14 protein-coding genes are annotated in these 22,775 nt (G+C 72.4%); 5 read left to right on the top strand and 9 right to left on the bottom strand.

Annotation, left to right across the window (positions count from 1 at the left end; genetic code table 11):
• Positions 1-399: 399 nt before the first annotated feature.
• On the top strand, positions 400-2,853 hold the full coding sequence (thrA, locus tag LZ198_RS00950) for a bifunctional aspartate kinase/homoserine dehydrogenase I (RefSeq protein ID WP_253969921.1): 2,454 nt from the start codon (positions 400-402) through the stop codon (positions 2,851-2,853).
• Here thrA and LZ198_RS00945 read toward each other — a convergent pair.
• A complete protein-coding gene (locus tag LZ198_RS00945; protein WP_253969920.1) occupies positions 2,775-5,312 on the bottom strand; it encodes a PAS domain S-box protein in 2,538 nt (845 codons plus the stop codon). The genes thrA and LZ198_RS00945 overlap by 79 nt on opposite strands.
• Positions 5,313-5,660: 348 nt before the next feature.
• Between LZ198_RS00945 and LZ198_RS00940 the strand changes: the two genes are divergently transcribed.
• Both LZ198_RS00940 and LZ198_RS00935 read left to right on the top strand, forming a co-directional pair.
• Positions 5,661-7,268 carry a hypothetical protein gene (locus LZ198_RS00940; protein ID WP_253969919.1) on the top strand — a complete coding sequence of 536 codons (1,608 nt, stop codon included), beginning with the start codon at positions 5,661-5,663 and terminating at the stop codon, positions 7,266-7,268.
• 38 nt (positions 7,269-7,306) lie between these two features.
• Complete coding sequence (locus LZ198_RS00935; protein ID WP_253969918.1) at positions 7,307-7,807, top strand: hypothetical protein; 501 nt, start codon at positions 7,307-7,309, stop codon at positions 7,805-7,807.
• A gap of 413 nt (positions 7,808-8,220) precedes the next feature.
• Here the strand turns inward: LZ198_RS00935 and rsgA are convergent, their stop codons facing one another.
• Entirely contained in the window at positions 8,221-9,315 is a 1,095-nt protein-coding gene (gene rsgA / locus LZ198_RS00930; protein WP_253969917.1) for a ribosome small subunit-dependent GTPase A, read from the bottom strand.
• A 317-nt stretch (positions 9,316-9,632) separates the two neighbouring features.
• On the opposite strand from rsgA, the gene LZ198_RS00925 reads away from it, so the two are divergent.
• Positions 9,633-13,253 carry a serine/threonine-protein kinase gene (locus tag LZ198_RS00925; protein ID WP_253969916.1) on the top strand — a complete coding sequence of 1,207 codons (3,621 nt, stop codon included), beginning with the start codon at positions 9,633-9,635 and terminating at the stop codon, positions 13,251-13,253.
• A 12-nt stretch (positions 13,254-13,265) separates the two neighbouring features.
• Here the strand turns inward: LZ198_RS00925 and LZ198_RS00920 are convergent, their stop codons facing one another.
• Positions 13,266-13,775: a hypothetical protein gene (locus LZ198_RS00920; protein ID WP_253969915.1), complete on the bottom strand. Its 510-nt coding sequence runs from the start codon at positions 13,773-13,775 to the stop codon at positions 13,266-13,268.
• An 89-nt stretch (positions 13,776-13,864) separates the two neighbouring features.
• Positions 13,865-15,442, bottom strand: coding sequence for a sigma 54-interacting transcriptional regulator (locus LZ198_RS00915; protein ID WP_253969914.1), 1,578 nt, complete (start codon positions 15,440-15,442; stop codon positions 13,865-13,867).
• Between the two features lie 217 nt (positions 15,443-15,659).
• Here LZ198_RS00915 and LZ198_RS00910 point away from each other — a divergent pair, with 217 nt between their 5' ends.
• Positions 15,660-16,244, top strand: a complete 585-nt coding sequence (locus tag LZ198_RS00910; protein WP_253969913.1) for an RNA polymerase sigma factor — start codon at positions 15,660-15,662, stop codon at positions 16,242-16,244.
• On the opposite strand, the gene LZ198_RS00905 is transcribed toward LZ198_RS00910, so the two are convergent.
• The 5 genes from LZ198_RS00905 to LZ198_RS00885 form a co-directional block, all read right to left on the bottom strand.
• Positions 16,226-17,587, bottom strand: a complete 1,362-nt coding sequence (locus LZ198_RS00905; RefSeq protein ID WP_253969912.1) for a TAXI family TRAP transporter solute-binding subunit — start codon at positions 17,585-17,587, stop codon at positions 16,226-16,228. The two genes, LZ198_RS00910 and LZ198_RS00905, sit on opposite strands and share 19 nt — an antisense overlap.
• Before the next feature lie 138 nt (positions 17,588-17,725).
• The gene (locus LZ198_RS00900; RefSeq protein WP_253969911.1) at positions 17,726-18,646 is read right to left on the bottom strand and encodes a TolB family protein; all 921 of its coding nucleotides are present in this window, start codon (positions 18,644-18,646) and stop codon (positions 17,726-17,728) included.
• Between the two features lie 296 nt (positions 18,647-18,942).
• Positions 18,943-19,746 carry a LytR/AlgR family response regulator transcription factor gene (locus LZ198_RS00895; protein WP_253969910.1) on the bottom strand — a complete coding sequence of 268 codons (804 nt, stop codon included), beginning with the start codon at positions 19,744-19,746 and terminating at the stop codon, positions 18,943-18,945.
• Positions 19,747-19,819: 73 nt separating this feature from the next.
• Complete coding sequence (locus tag LZ198_RS00890; RefSeq protein ID WP_253969909.1) at positions 19,820-20,944, bottom strand: sensor histidine kinase; 1,125 nt, start codon at positions 20,942-20,944, stop codon at positions 19,820-19,822.
• A gap of 109 nt (positions 20,945-21,053) precedes the next feature.
• The gene (locus LZ198_RS00885) at positions 21,054-22,712 is read right to left on the bottom strand and encodes a M14 family metallopeptidase (protein ID WP_253969908.1); all 1,659 of its coding nucleotides are present in this window, start codon (positions 22,710-22,712) and stop codon (positions 21,054-21,056) included.
• Between the last annotated feature and the right edge of the window lie 63 nt (positions 22,713-22,775).

The following is a 22,775-nucleotide window of genomic DNA, read 5'->3' as shown; positions in this document are numbered from 1 at the left end:
CACGTCCCAGGCGACGGGGGGAGCGTCTCGTCGCCAACCCCCTGTCACCCGGGGGGTGGCTTGACTCGAAGGCGCCACTTCAGTCAGCGTTCCACCTCGTGAGCGGCTCGAACCCCGACATCGCGCGCAACGCCGGACGGACGACGTCCCCGGCCCTGGCGCGCGCGGCGACCGCCACCCGCACCACCACGACTACGACTACCACCGCGACTCCTCACGGAGCGCGGCCGGTCTAGCTCGGAAACGTCGTCCCGCCTTTTCCGACCCCGGCCCCGCGCTCTCCAGCGCGGGGCTTTTTCGTTTTCCCACCACCCCGAAGGAACCCGACATGCGGACCTCGAAGACGCCTCCCTCCCGCAGCCTCCCGACGTCCTCCTCCTGCCGTGGCGAGGTGTCGTCATGCGGGTGATGAAGTTCGGTGGGACGAGCGTGGGGGGCGCGGCGCAGCTGCGCCGGGTCGTGGACCTGGCGGCGGAGGCGCGCCGGGAGACGCGCGTCATGCTGGTGGCGTCGGCGGTGTCCGGCATCACCAACCTGCTGGTGGACTCCGCGCGCGCGGCGCAGGAGGGCGAGTCGGTGGAGGAGGCGCTGTCGCGCTTCGAGCAGACGCACCTGTCCATCGCCCGGGAGCTGGCCGCGGAGGTGGGCACGCTCGCGCCGCTGGAGCTCGCGCTGGCGGCCGTGTCCATGGAGCTGCGCGGGCTGCTCCAGGGCGTGGGCCTGCTGCGCGAGTGCTCCCCCGCGGTGCTCGCGCACCTGTCCGGCCTGGGCGAGCGCGCCTCGTGCCTCATCCTGGAGGCGCTGCTGGTCGCCCGGGGGCTCGCGCCCCACGCGGTGGACCCGCGCCAGGCGCTCATCTGCACCGGAGACCCGCTCCAGGCCACGCCCCGCATGGACGAGATTCGCGCGCGCTTCGCGCCGCTGCGCGAGGCGGGCGGCCCCGGGCTCATGCTGATGCCGGGCTTCTTCGGCGGCAACGAGCGCGGCCGGACCATGTCGCTGGGCCGGGGCGGCTCGGACTACTCGGCGGCGCTGGCGGCCGCGGCGCTGGACGCGGACCTGCTCGAAATCTGGACGGACGTGGACGGCATCTACAGCGCCGACCCGCGCATGGTGCCGGAGGCCTTCCCGCTGCCGGAGGTGAGCTTCGAGGAGGCCATGGAGCTGGCCTACTTCGGCGCGAAGGTGCTGCACCCCAAGACGATTGCCCCCGCGCGCGAGCGCGGCATCCCGGTGCGCGTCTGCAACAGCTTCCGGCCGGACCACCCGGGCACGCGGGTGACGGCCACCGCCGCGCCGCCGCCCCACCCCGTGCGCGGCCTGTCCTTCCTGAAGGACGTGGCGCTGGTCAACATCGCCGGCGCGGGCCTCAAGGGCGTGCCCGGCACCGCCGCGCGGGTCTTCGAGGCCATGGCCCGCTCCGGCATCTCCGTGGTGCTCATCACCCAGGGCTCCAGCGAGTGCTCCATCAGCTTCTGCGTGCAGCAGGGTGACTCGTCGGCGGCCGTGCGCGCGCTGGAGTCGGAGTTCGAGGTGGAGCGCGAGGCCGGCAAGGTGGACACCATCGAGCGGCAGGGCGACCTGGCGGTGCTCAGCATCGTCGGCGACGGCATGCGCCACCGCGTGGGCGTGGCGGGGACCTTCTTCAGCGGGCTGGCGGACGTGGGTTGCAGCATCGCCGCCATCGCCCAGGGCTCCAGCGAGCGGAGCATCTCCGCCGTCATCGCCGAGGCGGACGGCCCGCGGGCCATGGCGCACGTGCACCACCGCTACTTCGGCACCACGGAGGTGGTGGAGCTGCTGGTGGCGGGCGTGGGCAGCGTGGGCGGGGAGCTGATGCGCCAGATCGCCCAGCAGGCGCCGAAGCTGCGCGCCCAGGGCGTGGAGCTGCGCGTGTGCGCCGTCGCCAACAGCCGGCGCGGCGTCATCGACCCGGCGGGCCTGCCGCTCGACGCGTGGAAGGCGCGCCTGGACGCGGCGAGGGAGTCGTCGCTGCTGGAGGGCTTCCGCGAGCAGACGCGGGCGCGACGGCCGGGGCGGCCGGTGTTCGTGGACTGCACCAGCAGCGAGGACGTGGCGCTCGCCTACCCGTCGATGCTGGCCGCGGGCCTGCACGTCGTCACCGCCAACAAGAAGGCCAACGCGGGGAGGATGGCGCACTGGCGCGACATCCGCGCGACGGCCGCCCGCCACCAGCGCCGCTTCCTGTACGAGACGAACGTGGGCGCGGCCCTGCCCGTCATCGACACGCTGAAGAACATGCTGCGCACGGGCGACCGGGTGCTGCGCATCGAGGGCATCCTCTCCGGCTCGCTGTCGTTCATCCTGGGCCTGACGGAGCAGGGGGTGCCGCTGTCCCGCGCGGTGGGCACCGCCATGGAGAAGCGCTTCACGGAGCCCGACCCGCGCGACGACCTGCAGGGCACGGACGTGGCGCGCAAGGTGCTCATCCTCGCGCGCGAGCTGGGCCGCGACGTGGAGCTGGAGCAGGTGACGCTCGAGTCGCTCCTGCCCGCGGACTTCGACGCCACGGGCCCGCTCGACGCGTTCCTCGCGCGCCTGCCGGAGGTCGACGCGGCGTTCCAGCGGCGCGTGGAGCGGCTGCGGGACGAGGGCCAGGTGCTGCGCTACGTGGGCAGCGTCACCCCGGAGGGCTGCACCGTGGGCCTGAAGGCCGTGCCGCTGGACAACCCGCTGGCCGCGGTGAAGGGCGGAGAGAACGCGCTGAGCTTCCTGTCGGAGCGCTACAGCCCCACGCCGCTCGTCATCCGGGGCTACGGCGCGGGCGCGGCGGTGACGGCGTCCGGCGTGCTGGCGGACGTGCTCAGGTTGGTGGAGGGGCCGCTGGCGTGAGTCCACTGGGGCAGCTCGACGACGAAGCGGGCGCCCCGCCCCGGCTCGCTCTCCACCCACACCCGTCCGCCGTGGGCCTCGGCGATCTGCCGGGTGATGAAGAGGCCCAGGCCCAGGCCGCCGTAGTTGGCGGACGCGGCGCGCTCGAAGCGCTCGAAGATGCGCTCCTGTGACTCCCGGGGGATGCCCATCCCCTGGTCCTCCACGCTCAGCCACACGCGCCCGTCGTGGTCGGCCAGCCGCATCCACACCGGCTGGCCCGCGCCGTACTTCACCGCGTTGGACAGCAGGTTGAACATCACCTGCTCCAGCCGCAGCCGGTCCCACCGCCCGGTCAGCACGCGCGGCGCGTCCAGCTCGAACACGCAGCCGGCCTTGTCCAACTGCTCCTTCAGGTGCGCCGCCACGTCGCGCGCGGCCTTCACCAGGTCCATGTCCTCCAGGTGCAGCGCCAGCCGCCGCTCGTGGATGCGGGACACGTCGAGCAGGTGCTCCACCAGCCGGGACAGGCGGGTCAACTGGCTCTCGCAGACGTGCAGCATGCCGGACAGCTTCGCGGCGAGCGCCCCGTCCGCGCCGTGGCGCGAGAGCAGCGAGCCCATCTGCTGCATGCGCAGCTTCATCGACGTCAGCGGCGTCTTCAGCTCGTGCGAGGCGATGGAGAGGAACTCGTCGCGCACGCGGATGGCCTCGCGCGACTTGCCGTAGAGCTGTGAGTTGTCGATGGCGTAGGCCGCCCGCAGGCCCAGCTCCTCCGCCAGGGCCAGGTCGTCCGCCGAATAGGCGTGGCCCGGCCGCAGGGACAGCAGCGTCAACACGCCCAGCCCCCGCCCCCGGGCCCGCAGGGGGACGCTCAGCGACGGCCGGCGCGCCAGCTTCCGCACCCGGGCCCAGCGCGCCGAATCCAGCCCCTCTCCCTCGAGCAGCCCCCCGGGCAGCCGGCTCGACTCCGCGCGCCCCGTCGCCAGCACCCGGGCGGGACCGGCGCGCGCGTCCGCCCGCGGCGGGTGGGCGGCGAGCAGCGCGCGGACCTCGGCGTCCAGGCCGGGCTCGGTCGTGGCGATGGCCACCGGGCGCAGCGCCGTGCCCTCCTCGCCCACGAACACGATGCACACGTCGCCCAGCCGGGGCAGCGTCAGCTCCGCGACGCGCTGGAGCGTCGTCTCGTAGTCCAGCGACGTGCCCAGCACCCGCCCCGCCTCCGCGAGGAAGCGCTGCGTCTCCTCCATGCGCTTGCGCTCGGAGATGTCCGTGGAGATGCCGCAGATGGCATAGGGCTCTCCGGTGGCGTCCAGCAGCGGGAACTTCTGGGTGATGTGGGTGTGGATGCCGTCGTCGTACGGCACGCGCTCCTCCTGCGACTGGGGCTCCCGTCGCTCGAGGACCACCTGGTTGAGCGCGACGAACGCGTCGGCGATCTCCGGGGGGAAGAGCTCGTGGACCGTCTTCCCCATGACCTCCTGGCGGGAGTGGTGGAACAGCCGCTCCCACTGCCGGTTGACGAAGATGTACCGGCCCCGCGTGTCCAGCAGGAAGAAGACGGCGGAGGCGTTGTCCAGGATGGAGCGCAGGCGCTTCTCGCTCTCCTGGAGCGCCTTCTCCGCGCGCTTGCGCTCCGTCACGTCGATGAGGACCGCGAGCGACCGCACCAGCTTCCCCTGCGCGTCCCGCTCCGCGATGGCCGACAGCAGCACGTCGATGCGCCCGCCGTCGCGCTTCACCAGCTGGTATGGGATGTCGCGGCTCCACCCCTGGCGGAAGAACTCCGGCAGCGCCACCTCGCGCGCGAAGCGGGCCGACTCCGGCGTGAGGAAGTCCACCGAGTCGCGCCCCAGCACCTCCTCGCGCGTGTACTGCAGCGTCTGGAGCCAGGTGTCGCTGACGCTCACCAGCCGCCCTGCGGGGTCGATGGAGTGCATCATCACCGGCGTGTTGTTGTAGAGCGAACGGTACTGGGCCTCGCGGTCGAGCACCGCCTCGTCCGCCCGCTTGAAGGCGGTGATGTCGTTGAAGACGGCGAGCGCGCCGCGGGGCCCGCCCGTCGCGTCCGTCACCGGCCGGGCGTTGACGAGCAACCAGGTCCCCGGGGACCGGGGCTCGCGGCGCATGAAAATCTCCACCTGGTCCACGGACTCGCCGCGCAGGGCTCGCGCCAGGGGCAGCTCTCGCGCGGGATACGGCGTCACCTGGTCCGGCAGGAACAGGCCATACCGCTCCGGCCACGAGGACACGTCCGTGCCGGACGCCCCCTGGCCCAGCAACTGCTCCGCCTTGGGGTTGAAGTACACGAGGTGGCCCTGGGCGTCCGCCACCACCACGCCCTCCCCCATGCTGGAGAGCACCGACTGGAAGAGGGCCTGCTCGCTCCGCGCGGTGGACGCGGGGGCGCCGCTCCGCGTCGACGTGTCGACGGTCGGGTCGCACGGTGCCGGCTCCATGCTGTCGAAAGGGCGGGCCATGGTGATGGGTGGCGACTTCGCAGGGGTCCGCTCCCCTGGGTGCGTCCTCGCGCGCGGGCAGGCCCTCCGCGCGGACGAGGTGACCCACGAACGTTGACTCCGCGTCCCCTCCGCGCCAACCCACCTCGGGCGCGGGCCAGGTGCCTCCCGTCGTGTCTGGCACACCCGGGAACGACGGAGCGAGCCCCTCCTTCGCCGGAATCACCGGGCACCGAGCGCTCTCCTGCCTTCCCAGGCGACGGGAAACGCGCGCCGGCAACCACGACACGCCGGTCGCGTTTGCTGTTCGGGGACGACCCGCCGAGAATGCGGCGCACCCATTCACGCGAAAGGCAGGGGGAGGACGGAATGTACGTGTCTCGCAAATCAGCCGGGTTCCAGGCCCGCACGGTGCTGGCGCTCGCGCTCGGCCTGGCGCTGGTCGCCTGCTCCGGTGACGACAAGAGCCCCGATGGGGACGGCGGCACCGGCGAGGACATCACCACCACCGTCAGTGGCAAGGTGACGTTCGACTTCGTCCCCGCGACGTACTCGCCCACCACGCGCAGCGGCACGCTGGCCTTCAACCAGTCGACGGAGAAGCCCGTGCGCAAGGGCGTCGTGCAGGTGCGCAAGGGCACGACCCTCATCGCGGAGACGACGACGGACGAGCAAGGCAACTTCTCGCTCACCTACACCGCGGAGGCCGACAGCAGCGTGACGCTGTACGCGCTCGCCAAGACGCTCACCCCGGCCATCCAGGTGGAGGACAACACCAACGGCAACGCCATCTGGGCCCTGGGCACCCCGCTCACCGTGGGCACCACGAGCAAGAACATCCACGCCACCCACGGCTGGACGGGCCGGTCGTTCAACACCAGCCAGCGCTCGGCGGCGCCGTTCGCCATCCTGGACAGCATGTACACCGCGTCGCGCGCGTTCATGGACGTGCGCCCCGTCACCTTCCCGGCGTTGAAGGTGAACTGGAGCCCCAACAACGTCCCGCAGAGCGGCAGCACCGCGAGCGGGAACATCGGCACCTCGCACTACAACTCGCGGGAGAACGAGATCTACGTGCTGGGCAAGGACGGCGTGGACACCGACGAGTTCGACGACCACGTCATCGTCCACGAGTGGGGGCACTTCTTCGAGTCGAACCTGTCGCGCTCGGACAGCATCGGCGGCTCGCACGCCAGCGGCGACGTGCTCGACCCGCGCGTCTCCTTCGGAGAGGGCTACGGCAACGGCCTGTCCGCCATCCTCCTGCCCAGCAGCATCTACGCGGACACCTCCTGGGGCGGCGGCGCGCTGGGCGCCTTCGGCTTCGACATGGAGTCGGCGCCCACGCCCAACGACGACACCAGCCCGGGCGTGTTCTCCGAGCTGAGCGTCATGCGCTTCCTCTACGACCTGTATGACGCGCCCACCGTCGGCGAGGCCGCGTACGACCAGGTCAACCTCGATCTGGGCATCATCTACGACGTGCTCGTGGGGCCGCAGAAGACGACGCCCGCCTTCACGACCGTGGGCTCGTTCATCCACGGCCTCAAGGCGCAGCTCGGCGTCGACAACGCCGCGGTGGACCGGCTCGCCGCGCACTACAACATCGGCTCCATCCGCTCGCCGTTCGGCGAGGGGGACTCCGCCCTGGCGGCCATGTACACGAACGTGACGGTGCCCTACAACGCGACCCCCGTCCTGACGGGCGGCGACATCTACAACAAGCAGGTCCAGAACCGGTACTACGTCTTCTCCGGCACGGGGCGGACCATCACGGTGAAGGCCTCGTCGAACTACGACGTGGGCATCGAGGCGCTCGGCAATGGCACCCAGGTGGGCGCCGCCGACGACTTCGTCTCCGGCGCGGAGACCTTCAGCTTCGCCAGCCGCGCGGACATGCAGTACGTGCTGGTGCTGACGGGCTACACCGAACAGGCGAAGTCCTACATGGCCACGCTGTCCATCACCAGCCAGTGAGCGGACATGCGTCCCCCCTTGCGCAACCAGGAGCTTCCATGACTCGCATCGCCCCCGCGGTCCTCTCCGGCCTCCTCGCGCTCATGGCGCCGGTGGCCTGCACCTCTCCCTCGAAGAACGCCCCCGCCGACGCCGCGCACACCACCGCCAAGCCCGCGGCCCCGGTGGGCGTGTCCGCGACGCTGGAGGACGGCAAGGCGCACGTGAAGCTGCGCTTCGACACCTCCGCCAGCGACGTCCAGGTGGACATCTCCGGCGTGGACGGGCTGGCGGTGACGAGCGCCGCCACGCCGGTGCGTGGCGCGAGCTTCGACAAGGCGTCCACCTCCGAGTTCGACGTGGCCTACAACCCCGGCGTCGGACGCTCCCATCTGGTGGTGGCCATCCGGGGCACCTTCCAGGGCAGCTACATGACGAAGGTGGCCAGCTTCTCCACCGGAGCGCCCACCGTCGAACAGCAGAAGTCCCAGGGTTCGGTGCTGACGGGTGACGAGGGCGAGCGGCTCATGGTGCTGCCCGCCGCGCCCGAGGCCCAGTAGCGGCCTCTCCCGTCCGGGGCCCGGGATGTCGCCGGGCCCTGAAAAGAACCGCGGGGAGCGCGCCCCCTCGACGCGCTCCCCGCCGTATGTGGACTGCTCGAATTCGTACCTCCGGTGTGAACCAGGCCGCCCCTCGGCAGCCCCTCCGGAAGCCACGCCCCTCCCCAGGGGCGCCCCCCTACTCGAGACAGCGAGCCCCCCGGCTCGCTCCCTCATCGAACGCCGTGCGTCCGAAAACTCGAGTGCCGGCGGACCGCCCGGACACTCCCCCCCGACCCGCCCTTCAGACGCTCTGCGTCTGAGTGCCTTGGACTCCGCGGCTCTGCCTCGGTGTCCCCACCTTTCGAATCTTTCAAACGCGACCTGCCCGAATCCTTGAGCGGGGAATTTTCCGCCGAATTTCGGGAGCGGATTCAGCCCTTCCGGCGCTTGGGGCGGCCGCTCTCCCAGGCCGTCAGGGTGCGGCTCTTGTCGAGTTGGCGGTGCTCACGCTGCCCCGCGGGGCTCGTCTGGCGGGCTTGGAAGGCCTGCTCCCGTCGCAGCTTCTCGAAGCTCGAGAGCCGCGCCGCCTCGAGTGTTCCCGCGGTGACGGCGGCGCGCACGGCGCACCCGGGTTCACGCTGGTGGAGGCAGTCGCGGAAGCGGCACGTGTCGGCGAGCGCGAGGATGTCGGCGAAGGTCTGGTCGACACCCTCGTCCTCGTCCTCGCCCCACAGGCCCAGCTCCCGCATCCCCGGGCCGTCGATGAGCAGCCCGCCGTGGGGGAGGACGAAGAGCTGGCGGTGGGTGGTGGTGTGGCGCCCCTTCTCGTCCTGGGGACGGACGTCCTGGGTGGTCAGGCGTGTCTCGCCCAGCAGCCGGTTGACGAGGGTGGACTTGCCCACGCCGGACGAGCCGAGCAGCACCGCCGTCTTCCGGGTGGGGAGCAGCTCACGCACCGCGTCGAGCCCCTCGCCCGTCATCGCGCTCATCGCCAGCACGGCGACGCCCGGGGCCAGGGATTGGACCTCGGCGACGATGTCCTGGGCCTCGACGAGCAGCAGGTCCGCCTTGCTGAGCAGGATGACGGGCGTGGCGCCGCTGGCCCAGGCCATGGCCAGCGCCCGCTCGATGCGGCGGGGGTTGAAGTTGCCGTCCAGGCCGGCGACGAGGAACACCACGTCGAGGTTGGCGGCGATGAGCTGCCCGTCGCGCTCGCTGCCCGCCTCGCGGCGCTTGAGCACGCCGCGCCGCGGCAGCACGGCGTGCAGCATCCCATCTCCCTGGCCGGGAGGGACGACGAGGGCCACCCAGTCCCCCACGGTGGGCAGCGCCTCCGCGCCGAGGGCGTGATGGAGCAGCCGCCCCGAGGTGCGCGCGCGCAGGGTACGCTCCGCGGTCTGGACGGTGAGGAGTCCCCGCTCCTGGCGCACCACGCGACCGGGGACGAGGGGGACGGTGGACTGCGAGACGACGACGGCGAACGACTGGGCCAGGTCAGGCCCCCAACCGAGGGTTTCGAGAGACACGAGAGGAAGACTCCGGACAGAGCGGTGCCTGTGGCGCACCTGGTTCTTCAGGGCGCCCGGGGGTGAGGGACCGCGCTGTGACGGGCCTTCGCACGGGCCCTAGCGGGTCCGCGTCCTCCGGGCGAACAGGACTCCCACCGCGACAAGATCAAGATCGGCGTGCATGGGGCGGCCTCCACGGAACTCGAGTGGGACGACGCCCCCTCCATATCAACGCCCCCGGGCGCCTGCCCAGGGGGTGGTGGCGGGCCCCGGTGCTAAACCTGGGGATGGTTGAATCCCGGAAAGGTCCGGGAGTCGACGGGGCGGGAGCGCCGATGCGCGAGGACCACGACGCGGAATGGAGGGCGGTGCTGTTCGAGGGGCTGCTCTCGGAGGCGGAGGTCGAGCCCCTGCGCGAGGAGGCGGTGCGCCGGGGGTGCTCCCCGCTCGAACTGCTCCGCGAGCAAGGGCGGCTGTCCGAGCGGACGCTGGCGTCGCTCGCGGCCATGGCGCGGGCCGGGGGGGAACCGGGGTTGGAGGGCGCCTCCACCGCGGAGCCGGGAGCGCCTCGCCCGGAGGAGGCGCCCGCCCCGGACGGGACGCCGGCCTTCCCGGTGTCGGAGTGGACGCGCTACGTGCCCCTCCGCTTCCTGGGGCAAGGGGGCATGGGCCGGGTGTTCCTGGTGCACGACCCGGTGCTGCGGCGACACGTCGCGCTCAAGTTCGTCCGGGACGACGCGCCGGACCGGGTGCGGCGCTTCATCGCGGAGGCCCAGGCCCAGGCGCGCGTGGACCACGAGCGGGTGTGCAAGGTGTACGAGGTGGGCGAGGTCCGGGGCCACGCCTATATCGCCATGCAGTACGTGGAGGGGCAGCCGCTGCACCTGCTGGCCGGGCGGTTGTCCCCCGAGCAGAAGGCGTTGGTGCTGGCGCAAGCCGCGGAAGGGGTGCACGCCGCGCACCGGGCGGGGCTCATCCACCGCGACCTGAAGCCCTCCAACATCGTGGTGGAGCGCACCGCCGACGGACAGTGGAAGCCGTACGTCATGGACTTCGGGCTGGCGAAGGAGCCCACCGAGGGGGTCACCGCCACGGGCTCCATCCTCGGTACGCCCCACTTCATGGCGCCCGAGCAGGCCCGCGGCGAGGTGGGACGGTTGGACCGCCGCGCGGACGTCTACGCGCTGGGCGCGACGCTCTACGCCTTGCTGGTGGGCCAGCCTCCGATTCCTGGGGGCAACGCGCTGGAGGTCCTGCACCTCATCCCCACGCGGGAGCCCACGCCGCCGCGCGCGCTGGCGCCCGACGTGCCCGTGGACCTGGAGGCCATCGTCCTCAAGTGCCTGGAGAAGGACCGCGCGGACCGGTACGACTCGGCGCGGGCGCTGGCGGAGGACCTCCAGCGCTTCCTCGATGGCGCTCCGGTCCAGGCGCGCATGGCGGGCGCGGGCTACCGGCTGTCGCGCCTGGCGCGCAAGCACTGGCGCGTGCTGGCGCTGGTGGCCGTGGCGGGCGTGCTGGTGCTGTTCGCGAGCGCGCAGGCCCTGCTCGCGCGCCGGGACGCGGACCTGCGCGAGCACCTGGCGCGCCGCTTCTCCGAGCTGGCCGTGTCGGTGGAGGCCCGGGCCCGCTACACCGCGCTGGCCCGGCTCCACGACACGCGCGCGGAGCGGCACGCGTTGGAGGCGCAGTTGGCGGACATCACCCGGGAGATGCGCGAGGGCGGTGAGCGCGCGCTCGGCCCCGGGAACGAGGCGCTGGGAAGAGGCTGGCTGTCGGTGGGCGAACCGGCCCGGGCACGCGAGCACCTGGAGGCCGCCTGGGAGCATGGCACCCGGACGCCTCGCGTCGCGTGCGCGCTGGCCCTGGCGTTCGGGCAGCTCTACCAGGAGCAGTTGCGCGCCCACGCGCACCTGCCCGCGACGGAGCGACAGGCGCGCCGGCAGGAGCTGGCGACACGCTACCGGGAGCCCGCGCTGGCCTGGCTGCGGCGGGCACGAGGCGCGGACGTGCCCCCCTCCGAGTACGTCTCCGCGCTGCTCGCCTTCCACGAGGAGCGCCACGACGACGCGCTGGCGCGGCTCGACGCGCTGGGTGACCGACTGCCCTGGTTCTTCGAGGCCCCGCTGCTGCGCGGCGACGTCCTCGTGGCGCGCGCCACCAGCCTGTGGGACGCGGGCCAGCGCGAGCGCGCGCTCGAGGACCTGGACGCCGCCCGGCGCGCCCATGCCCACGCGGCCTCCATCGCGGAGAGCCTGCCGGAGGCCCACCTCGCCCTGGCCGGCGTCGAGCAGGTGGCGCTGCGCATGGGGCTCTATGGACAAGGGGACGTGGCGCCGCACATCGAGAAGGCCCTGGAGGCGCTCGGGCGGGGCCTCACCGCGTCGCCCCGACACGTCCCGTCCCTGGTGCGAAAGGCCCACCTCTACCGCCGGCTCGCGGAGTACCAGGGGCGCCAGGGCGGAGACGCGGCGCCCGCGCTGAAGGAGGCGCTGGAGGCCGCGCGCGCCGCGCTCGCGGTGGAGCCGGAGCGCAGCGACGCGAAGCACGCGCTGGGGCTCGCCCTGTGGCAGGCCGCGCGGGACAAGCAGGCCCGCAGCCAGGACCCGAGCGAACTGTTGCGCCAGGCCATCGACGCCTTCGAGGGCGTGGCGCCCGGCGAGCGAGGCTACGACTACCACTCCAACCTCGGCCTCATCTTCAAGGTCTGGGCGGACTACGAGGACTCCGTCGGCGAGGACTCGCTCGCGCACCGGGGGCGCGCCATCGACGCCTACCTCACGGCCATCGGCATCGACGAGCGCGTGCCGGACGCGTGGATCAACCTGGGCAGCGCGCTCTTCAAGCGCGCCACGCATCCGCGCACCGTCGACCCCACGTCGGACCTCGAGCGGGCGCGACAGGCGCTGGAGAAGGCTCGCGCGCTCAACCCCAAGAACCTCGTGAGCCACTTCTACGAGGCCCAGGTCCACGCCCTGCGAGCGTCCCGGCTGCGGGACAGCGGCGGTGACGCGCGACCGGCCCTGGAGCAGGCGCTCGCGTCCTACCAGAGCGCGCTCGCCCTCAACGACGCGGTGCCGCCCCTGCATGGAGGCCTGGGGTTGCTGCGGTTGGAGCAGGCGCGAGACGCGGCGCTGCGCGAGGAGGACGCACTGCCGCTCCTGACACTCGCGCAGACGTCCTTCGCGCGGGCCGTGGCGCTCGCGCCGAACCAGGGGCTGCCGCACAGCAACCTCTCCGAGGCGCTGTCGGCGCGGGCCGAGCACCACCTCGCGCGCGGCGACGAGGCTCGCGCCCAGGCGGATGCACGCGCCGCGCTGGCCGAGGCCCGGACGGCGCTCGCGCGGGAGCCGGAGCTGGCGGCCGCGTGGGCCAACCTGGGACAGGCACACGGCCTGCTCGCGCGCGTCGCGTCCGGGCGCGGCGGGGCTTCTCAGGAGGAGTTCGACGCCTCCGTCTCCGCGTTGACCGAAGCGCTGAAGCGCAATCCACGGGACGAAGAGGCGCGTCGGCACCTGGCGCGGACTCGCGACGCGCTCGCGGCGTGGAGCGCGAGGAAGACCTCCGACACGGAGGCCGACTTCGAGCGCGCGGCCCGGGCCCACGACGAGGTCCTCGCGGTGACGTCACGCCCCCGCGACGACCGGCGAGACTTCGCGCGGCTCTACCTCGATTGGAGCGTCACCCGCGCCGCGAGCGGTCGTGACGCGAGGGACATCCTGACCCGCGGCCTCGACCTGGCGACCGAGGTCCTCACGGCCCGGCCCGGTGACGTCGAGGCCCAGGCCCTCCACCTCGCGCTGGAGCTCGCCCGGGCACGCGCGTTCCCTAGCGAGCACCCGGGAGACGAGGCCCGTATCGGTGCGGCGATGAGAGACCTGCTCACTCGATACCCACGGCTGGCGCGCGTCTCCGGAGCGCGACCCACGCCCTCCGCGCGCACGCCACCGCCGTGAGCGGGCGGCGGCTCACTCGTCCTCGTTGGGGTCCCTCACCACTTCCAGCTCACCGGGCTGGCCCTCGGGGAGCCCCGACGAGACGCGGAACCAGTGGTCCTCCACCTTCGCGTCCTTGCGGACCCTCCCGCACCACTGCCTGCCGGCGCTGGAGCCCAGCTCGATCTTCGTCGAAGGATAACCCTCGAAGAGGTAGTCGTCGGTGCGATTGCCGAAGGAGAGGATGGACTCGGGCACTCCGTCGGCGAGGTGGAACACCAGCCACTGCCCCCGGGTGATGCAACTGGTGGCGGGCTTCACCGGCAGCGCCCCCGCCGTAATCCAGATGCGACACACCCGCCCCGGGCCCGAGGCCGGACAGCGCCCCTCGCCGTCGAGCTCGCAGTCGTCCTCCACTCGCCCGAGACAGCCGCCCTCCTCGACCAGGGGTGCCGACTGGGCCAGGGGCTCTGCGGAGCGCGTCTCCGGCGCGCAGGCGGCCCCCAACAGCAGCATCCCCCACAACACTCTTCCGTGGCGCATCGCGGTGTGACCCTCCCGTCGGCCGGCGCTCGGAGCGGTTCGTCGGCCCGGACGACCCGGCGGGAGGAAGCATGCCACGCCCTCTCGACTCACGAGTCGTGGGCCTCCAACCCCAGCTCGCGCACCCGGCGCTGGAGCGCGCGCCGCGACACCTCCAGCCGCCGGACCATGGCGTCGAGGTCGCCACCGCAGGCGTGGAAGCAACGGGTGATCTCCTCCGCCCCCAGGTCCCTCACCGTGCGGATGTCGGGGCTCCGGTCGACCAGGTTGTAGAGCGACGCCCGGGTGATGCCCAACCGCTCCGCCGTGGCCTTCAAGTCCCACGAACACTCGCGCAGCGCGGACAGCAGCTCCGCCTCCGTCACCTCCGAGGGACGCCTGCGCGACGATGACACCAGCGTGGCCAGGCCCACCTCCCGTCCCGGCGTGAGCCCCGCCTCCAACGCCGCATCCGCCTGGAGCCGGGGTTGACCCCGGCCGCTGATGACGAGCTGTCGGGCCACGTTGCGGAGCTGGCGGACGTTGCCCGACCACTCGTGGCACAGCAGGCGCGTCGCCAGCGCGGCGGGGAGCCACGGCTCCGCGTACGGGTCCTCGGGAGACAACCGCCCCGCCTCGCCGAGCGCCTCCAGCTCCCGACGCGCGAAGTGGTGGAACAGCAGCAGGAGGTCCTCTCGGCGCTCGCGCAGCGGCGGCATGTGGATGGAGTAGCCGGAGAGCCGGTGCAACAGCGGCGCGCGGAAGCGTCCCTGCGCGATGAGCTCCTCCAAGGGCGCGTCCGTCGCCGCGACCAGGCGCACGTCCGTGGCGATGGGCGCGTGGGCCCCCACGGGGAACACCTCGCCCGTCTCCAGGACCCGCAGGAGGGCCACCTGCACCTCGGAGGACGCCTCGCCCACCTCGTCCAGGAAGAGGGTGCCGCCCTGGGCCGCGCGGAAGAAGCCCTCCCTGCTGCGCGACGCGCCCGTGTACGCGCCCCGCTGCACGCCGAAGAGCTCCGCGGAGGCCAGCTCCCGGGCGAGCGTGCCCAGGTTCACGCTGACGAACGGGCCGTCACGCCGGGGGCCGTGCAGGTGGAGGGCACGCGCCACCAGCTCCTTGCCCGTACCCGTCTCGCCCCGGATGAGCACCGGGACCTCCAGGTCGGCCACCTGACGCACCCGCGTGCGCACCCGGTTCAGCGCGGGCCCCTGCCCCACCATCCCCAGCGTGTCGGTCGTCCCCAGGTCGTCCTGGGCCACGCGGTGCAGCCACAGGACGACGCGCCCGGCCAGCTCCAGCGACACGCCGGCGGCCAGGGCCTCCGGTCGGAACTCCCAGCTCACCCCCGCCATGCCTCCGGCCACCACGCGCGTCCCGTCCGGGTCGCCCTCCAGCCGCACGCCCCCATCCGAGCGCGCCTGGAAGCGCAGCGGCTTGCGGCTGACGAACGGGTCTCCCAACGGGCGCCCCACCGCCTCTCCGACCTGCGTGAAGAGCGGGGCGTTGCGCGACACCGCCACCTCCCGCCCGCGCGGGAGCGCGTCGAGCACGAGGCGCTCCCCGACCCTCGAGGCGAGCGGGTGCGAGACGATGGTCAGGGCCGGCACGAACACCGCCGCCTGGCTCTCGCCACCCTGCCTCCGAGGGCTGGCAGTGGAGACATCGTCGAGAGGTCTGTGCTTCATGAGGGGGCCCCCGGACCCACCACCCGGGTTGTCCCCACAGGGTACACGAACCCAGGCGCGCGACGCGTCCTCCCCTCCTCACGAGCGCGTCACGGGCGGGTCCGCGCTGACATGTCAGCGTGTGACACTGACATGCCAGCGGACACGGCCCGCCACACCGAAGACCGCGTCCGCGCAGGGGAATTCACGGGCATGGGCGTTGCTCTCGGGACGGGGCGTGAGCACCAAGCCCCTCGTCGACCTGCCCCCTTCCGCCTTCTGGACGCTGTGGCTCGAGCACCAACCGCGGCTGCGCGTCCGGAGCCTGCGCCACATGCACGGCCACCGGAGCGACGCCGAGGAGGCGCTGGGCACGACCCTCCTGAGGGCCGCCGAGTCCTTCGCCCGCGCACGCGCCACCCTGCGCGACCCGGAGGCATGGCTGCAGCGCATCCTCCTCCACGCCTGCGTGGACCAGCACCGCCACCGCTCGCGCCACGAAGGGCTCCGCGAGGCCGGGCCGCACATGACCGTGGAGGGTCGGGACGCCGAGCCCCACGCGCCTTCACCGGAGCAGGAGGTCCTGGCGCGAGAGCAGACGCGGCTGTTGAGTGGCCACGTCGCGCGACTGCCGGAGCCTTTGAAGGTGGTGTGCCGGCTGCGCCTCGAACGCGACCTGGACGGCCGGAGCCTGGCCCGGGAGCTGGGCCTCTCCCACGTCAACACCCGCCGCAGGCTGATGCGCGCCACCCAGTTGCTCCGGCGCGCGCTGGGCGCACCGGAGCCCCGGCGGCGCTCGCGAGGTCAGGCGCTCGCGTGTTGAGCGTGCCCCTCGCGGTTCTCCGTCCCACCCGACAAGCGTCGGACGAGTCGCCGGCGGACGATGTCGATGTGCTCGCGGAAGAAGTAGAGGTTCTCCGCGTAGGCCAGCGGCATGGGGATGCGGTTGACCTCGCGCTCCGCCTCCTCGAGCCGCCGCAGCATGTCCTCGAGCATCTGCGGCCCGGGGTTCTCGTCGAGCTGGATTTCAATCTCCTTCAGCCGCGCGTACCAACGGACGATGCGCGAGCGGATGCGCCACTGGTACAGCGCGGGCACCGCGCGGAAGAGCGGGACGACCACGGCGATGATGGGCACCAGCATCACCCACAGGCGGTCCACCAGGTTGGCGGCCCAGAACGGCAGGTAGCGTTGGAGCAGCGGGACCCCGGCGTCGTAGTAGCGCCGCGCCTCGCTGCTCAGGGGGAAGCCCGTCTCCCGGGGCGCGGGGAACTCGCCGGCCCCATCGAGCAGGCCCGCGTTGCCGTGGACCTCGCTGGCCGCGCGCATCAGCAGATACGCGAGCGCCGGATGCAGCGAGTCGCGCGCCACCAGGTTCGCCGTGGGCGCGAGCACCACCACGTCCTGCTCCGGGACGTCCGCCGCCAGGTCGAACACGCCCCGAGGCACCACCTTCCGGGACAGGTACGTGAAGCGGCGCGCGTACGCCTCGCCCCGCGTGAAGCTCAAGAGCCGGATGCCCGGCACCGCCGCCAGCTTCTTGATGGCGGGGGACTCCGCGGGCGAGATGAGGAAGATGGCGTCGAGCGTCCCCTGCTTGAGCTGCTCGATGGCCGCGTCCCGCTCCAGGGGGAGCAGCTCCGTGGGCGCCGCGTCCGCGTTGTTGGCCTTGAGGAGCGTGAGCGCGAGCGAGCGGGTGCCGCTCCCCTCGGGCCCCACGGCGACGCGCCGCCCCTTCAGCGCCCGGACGTCGTCGATGACGTCGCCCCGGTAGAAGACCCACAGCGGCACGTACGACAGGCTGCCGAGCGACACCACGTTCTGGGCCTTGTCCCCCGCCGCCGTCCCGCTCTGCACGAAGGCCACGTCCACGCCCGAGGACTCGTCGGCCAGCAACTCCACGTTGGCCAGGGACCCCGACGTGTTGCGCAGCTCCAGGACGATGCCGTGCTTCTTGAGGAAGTCCTGGTACTTGCGCGCGTAGTAGCGGAAGCCGCCCTCGTCCGGGGACAGCGCCAGCACCACCGTCTTCGGCGGCGCGGGCTTGATGAAGTAGAAGGTCGCGGTGAACGCGATGCCCACGAGGAGAATCGCGGGCGCGAGCGTGAGCCACAAGTCACGCCGCAGCGTGCGCCGGAGCTGGGTCTTCAGGGAATCCGCCGTCATGGTGGGCGCGCAGTATAGACCGCCACGCGCGCCCGCCACCGTCACACGCCCGTCCCCAGGCCATGCGGGCAGGCGGCGTCGGGGGCCACGACCTGTCGGTCCCCCAACTTCTCCACCGGACGCCCACTGCGACCGGGCTCAGCGCCCCACGCCACACTCCGCCAGGAGGCGGCCGGCGCGCACGTGGAACATCTCCCCGGGCAGGAACGGCTCGTACTGGTGGCGGATGAAGTACAGCGTGTCGTGGTCGGGCGAGAGGACGGGGTGGTACTCGTCCAGCGCGGTGTTCACGGTCGGGCCCAGGTTGCGAGCCGGCTGCCATCCGCGCCAGGTGCGCGACGCGACGTAGAGGTCACCGGAGCCGAAGCCATCCGGGCGGTCGATGGACGCGAAGAGCAGCGTGTCGCCATCCGGCAGGACGTGGGGGTTGAACTCCCAGTACTCGGTGTTGATGGCCGGGCCCAGGTTCTCCGCGGGGCCGTAGGAGCCATCCGGACGGAGGAAGGCGCGGTAGAGGTCCCAACCTCCGTAGCCCCCATCCCGGTCCGAGCCGAAGTACAGCGTGCCGGCCGCGTCCACGCTCGGATACAGCTCGTCCGCCGAGCTGTTCACGGCCGCGCCCAGGTGACGGGGCGTGCCCCAGCCTCCGTCCCGTCGACGCTCGACCACCCACAGCTCCACGTCCTCTCGGGCCACACCGTCCACGGGGCGGATGGAGGAGAAGTAGAGCCGGCGACCATCCGGGGAGATGAAGGGGTCGATGTCCGAGTGCACACCGGAAAAGGGCGCCACGCGAGGCTCGCTCCAGCGTCCGTCGCGGAACTCGGAGAAGACGATGGTGGACTGCCGGGAGATGGGGAAGAAGTCGAGGCTCACGCCCCAGTAGGCCGTGCGTCCATCGGGCGTGAAGGCGATGCGGTACTCCTCCTGGTCCGGGAGCGAGACGAAGCCTGGCGCGAAGACTTCGGGCGTGCGGGGAGCAGAGGCGGACGCGGACGTCGCCAGGGACACGACGAGCGCGGCGAGCACTGCGGAGATGCGGCGAAGCGACGATGACATGACGGTCTCCTCGGGATGTGACGGGGCGAGCCGGGCTCGCGTCCGTCATGCATCCAGAGGTACGCCCGCGCGACCGTGCTTGTCCGTGAAGCGGGGATGAAGCGCGTCGCGACGGGGACAGACCGACGAGGCGTGGGGACGGCGCTCGTCTTCACGACGGTGTCGGGCGTGGTGGCCCTTCGAGCGAGGCTGAAGCCCCCCAGACGGAGACGCCCCCCGGGGCGTGCGGACGGCTCCCGGCGCGAAGCCCCCACGCGGGTCCCTGGCGAGGCACGTGCGCTGCGTGGGACTGCCCCTCAGCGCGACGTCGGGACGTCCGTGCCCAGCCCCAACGCGGCCTCCACACGGGCGCGGTGGCTGCGCCCGGTGCGCACCGCCGTGCCCGCCGTGCCCACGACCAGCAGGTACTCGCCCTGCGTGAGCGGCTCCGCCTCGCGTACCTGGTCCACGTTGACGAGCACGGAGCGGTGGACACGCAGGAAGCGGCGCGCGTCGAGTCGCTCCTCCAGTCGTGTCAACGTCTCGCGGAGCACGTGCTGCGAGCCCGCGGTGTGGACCCGCGCGTAGTTCGCCTCGGCCTCGATGTGGGTGATGGCGGCGCAGTCGATGAAGCGGATGCGACCATCCTCCTTGACGGGCAGTCGCCGCAACGGCGCCTCCGCCATCGCGAGTCCGGAGAGCAATGCCTCCTGTCGCGCGGAGGACCCACCCCGTCGCAGCAGGCGCACCTGCTCCCGGGCGCGACCGAGCGCCGCGCGGAAGCGCTCTCGATCGTAGGGTTTGAGCAGGAAGTCCAGCGCCTGCGCCTCGAACGCGCGCACGGCATGCTGCTGCCAGGCCGTGACGAAGACGACCACCGGCAGCACCTCGGCGGGGAGCGCGCGCAACACCTCGAAGCCGTCTCCCGCCGGCATCTCCACGTCCAGCATCAACACGTCCGGCTTGGACGCGAGCACCACGCGCACGGCGTCCGCCCCATTGGAGGCCTCGCCCACCACCTCCACGTCCTGCTCCGCCCCCACCAGGGCGCGCAGCCGCGCCAGCGCCAGTGGCTCGTCATCCACCACCACCACGCGCAGAGGCGACGCCCCACCCCTCATGTCTCCCCCTTCATCCGCCCTGTCCCGGCCCCCCCACGCGACGCCAGCCTTCGCGCGAGCCACGCCGCCGCGCTCATGCCGGCACCGGCCCGGGCGGCACGTCGAACGGCACGCGCACCTCCACCACCGTTCCCCGGGACACACCAGGACGCAGCTCCACACTCGCCCGCGCGCCATGGAGCGTCGCGAGGCGAGCGCGAAGATTCGACAGGCCCACCCCGCCGCTCCGTCCCAGGGCCGCCGGCTGAGGCGGAGGCCCGATGCCGTCGTCCTCCACGCGCAGGCGGAGCGCGTCCCCGTCCCGCTCCGCGGAGATGTCGATGCGCCCGGGCTCCGCCCGCGGCGCCAGCCCATGGCGGATGGCGTTCTCCACCAACGGCTGCAACGCGAGATACGGGACGCGCACGTCCAGGACGTCCGGCGACAGACGACACACCACGCTCAACCGGGCACCGAAGCGCGTGCGCTCGATGTCCAGATAGGGCGCCAGCGCCTCCAGCTCCTCGCGCAGCGTCACCTCCTGGCGGCCTTGCGAGTCGAGGCTGTGTCGCAACAGGTCGCCCAGCCTCGCCAGCATCCGCTCGGCGGCGTCCGGGTCCACGTGGACCAGGGACGCCACCGCGTTGAGGGCGTTGAAGAGGAAGTGGGGACGCAGTTGGGAGGACAACGCCTGGAGCCGGGCCTCGGCGAGCTGCGCCTGGAGCTGGTCCGCGCGCCGCTGGCGGACGTGGGCGCGGCGCGCGAGCCCCAGCGCATGGGCTCCCGCCGTCAGCAGGATGAAGGGCAGCAGGTTGTTGACCACGCTCTGCGCCAGCACCTCGCGCACCCGAGGCATGCGCTCGTACCAACCGATGAGGTCCTGCGTGAGGACGACGAACGTCGCCCGCCCCAGCACCACGAGCACGAGCGCCCCCAGGTGGGAGCCCAGCGCGCGCGCCCACCGCTCGCGCGTCAGCGGCACTCGCTCGGACAGGCGCACACACATCACCGTGATGGGCACCCACAGGAGCGAGCTGGCCAATGACATGCGCCACAGCTCCCCGCCGGACACCTCCGCCTCGCCGATGCGCTGGAGCAACTGCACCTGGCTCACGGAGATGAGGGCATCCGCCCACCACCACCCCAACGCCCCCCACCAGACGGCCCAGGCCGGCAGGGGCTCCACCTCTCCGGGACGCACCACTTCCGGCTCACGCATGACCAGCGAGGCTAGCGGGCCCGACAGCCACCTTCCATGCGAGCCGGGACGAACGGGTGCCGGGCGGGGACGAACCGAAGCCCCCGCCCTGCCCGGCGGCGCCCCCGTGCTACTCGGCCTTCTTCGGCGCGGTGGCGGGGCTGACCACCCGGTGGACGGGATACAACCCGCCCACGTCCACCAGCTTGTCGACGAACTGCCAGCGGCACAGCCCGTCGTCGGAGGCCGGCTCCAGCAGGTACACCGCCAACGTGCCGGCGCGCTGCGCGGTGGGGATGTACAGCGTGCCCTGGGGGAACTCCCGGGTGATGCGCTCGGGCGACACCGTCAGCACCGTCTCGAAGCGCACGGGCTTGGGCTTCATGCTCAGCGGCACCTCGGCCTCGCCGATGGGCGGGACGTTGGCGGCCACGTCCGGGCTGAAGGTCTCCTCGCGCCGGGCCACGCGGTAGCTGTCCACCGTGAAGGCGCGCGGCTTGGGGAGCACCTCGAACCGGATGCCATGGCCCTCCAGCCGGGCGGCGAGCTCCGGCGGCGCCAGGTACGCGGTGGGCGTGCTCACCGACTGGGTGGGGATGAAGGTCCGGTGGTGCGGCACGCGGTAGACGCGGTGCTTCTTCCCCGGGTAGCGCCGCTCCAGGATGCTCTTCTCGTCGTACGCCATGACGCGAGCGGTGTCGCCGGGCTTCGCGTACGCCGGGTACTCGAAGGAGAGCGCCCCCTGCGCGTCGCGCGTGGCCACGCCGTAGTTGATGCCCACCAGCACCTGCGGGTCCGGCGTCTCCCCGCGCGCGACGATGGCCCGCTGCTGCGCCTCGGTGACGGCGCGGAACGCCTTCGCGCTGCGGGCCGCCTCGCGGATCAACTCCAGGAGCCAGGCGCGCATCACCGCGCACCGGCGCGGGAAGTCGATGTAGCTGTAGGTCTCCAGCAGCACGTCCAGCCGCCCGAGCAGCCCCCGGTAGTGGCTGCCGAAGCGCGGCAGCGCGGGGTACGTGTGCCAGCCGGAGGTGGGCACGTCCTCGTCGCGGTAGTTGCCGTACCAGAAGCTGTCGAAGCCGTGGCGCTTGCTCACCGCCTCGGAGACGCGCTCCAGCATCGCGCGGTTGTAGTCGCGCAGCTCCTGGAACAGCGGCTCGTTCGAGTGCGACGTGTCGAAGGTGAGGTCGAAGGCGTGGATGCTGCCGTCCGTGGTGTGGCAGTCGATGAACAGCTCCGGCCACCAGGCCTGGTGCAGCTTCGCCAGGGCGCGCGTCTCCGGCGCCTCCTGCTTGGTGTTGTCGCGGTTGAGGTTCCAGCCCTCGCCCGTGTAGCGCGTGCCCACGCCGCCAGCGGGGTTGACCTGCCCCTCCAGGCTCTTCAGGTTGAGCTTGCGGTTGTTGGGGCTGATGCGGTCGTTGCCGTCCGGGTTGAAGTTGGGGACCAGCACGAGGCACAGCTTGTCGAGCAGCCTGTGCCCCAGCTTCGTGAGCGTCAGGTCGCGCGCCAGCGCGAGCAGCGCCTCCTTGCCCTCTACTTCCCCTGCGTGGATGTTCGCCTCCACCATGACGACGACCTTCTTCTGCTTGCGCGCCAGCTCCGGCGTGAAGCAGTTGCGGTCGCTCACGATGAGCGCCACCAGGGGCTGGCCCTCGCCGCTCGCCCCGAAGTCCACACGGCGGGCGAGCTTCGTGCGGCGGCACAGCTCGTCCACGAAGGCGAGCACGTCGGAATGACGCGAGGTCTCTGCGTAGTTCGTCGCTTCGGCGCGGGTCAGCAGCTCGGACATGGTGGCGCATCCGAGCGCCGCCCCCGGGGGCCGTCAAGCACTTCGACACCCCACGTCGGATAC

The organism is Myxococcus dinghuensis, from assembly GCF_024198235.1.
GTDB lineage: Bacteria > Myxococcota > Myxococcia > Myxococcales > Myxococcaceae > Myxococcus > Myxococcus dinghuensis.
Note: the sequence above shows the minus strand (reverse complement) of the source record. Positions and strands in the feature narration are given on the sequence as shown.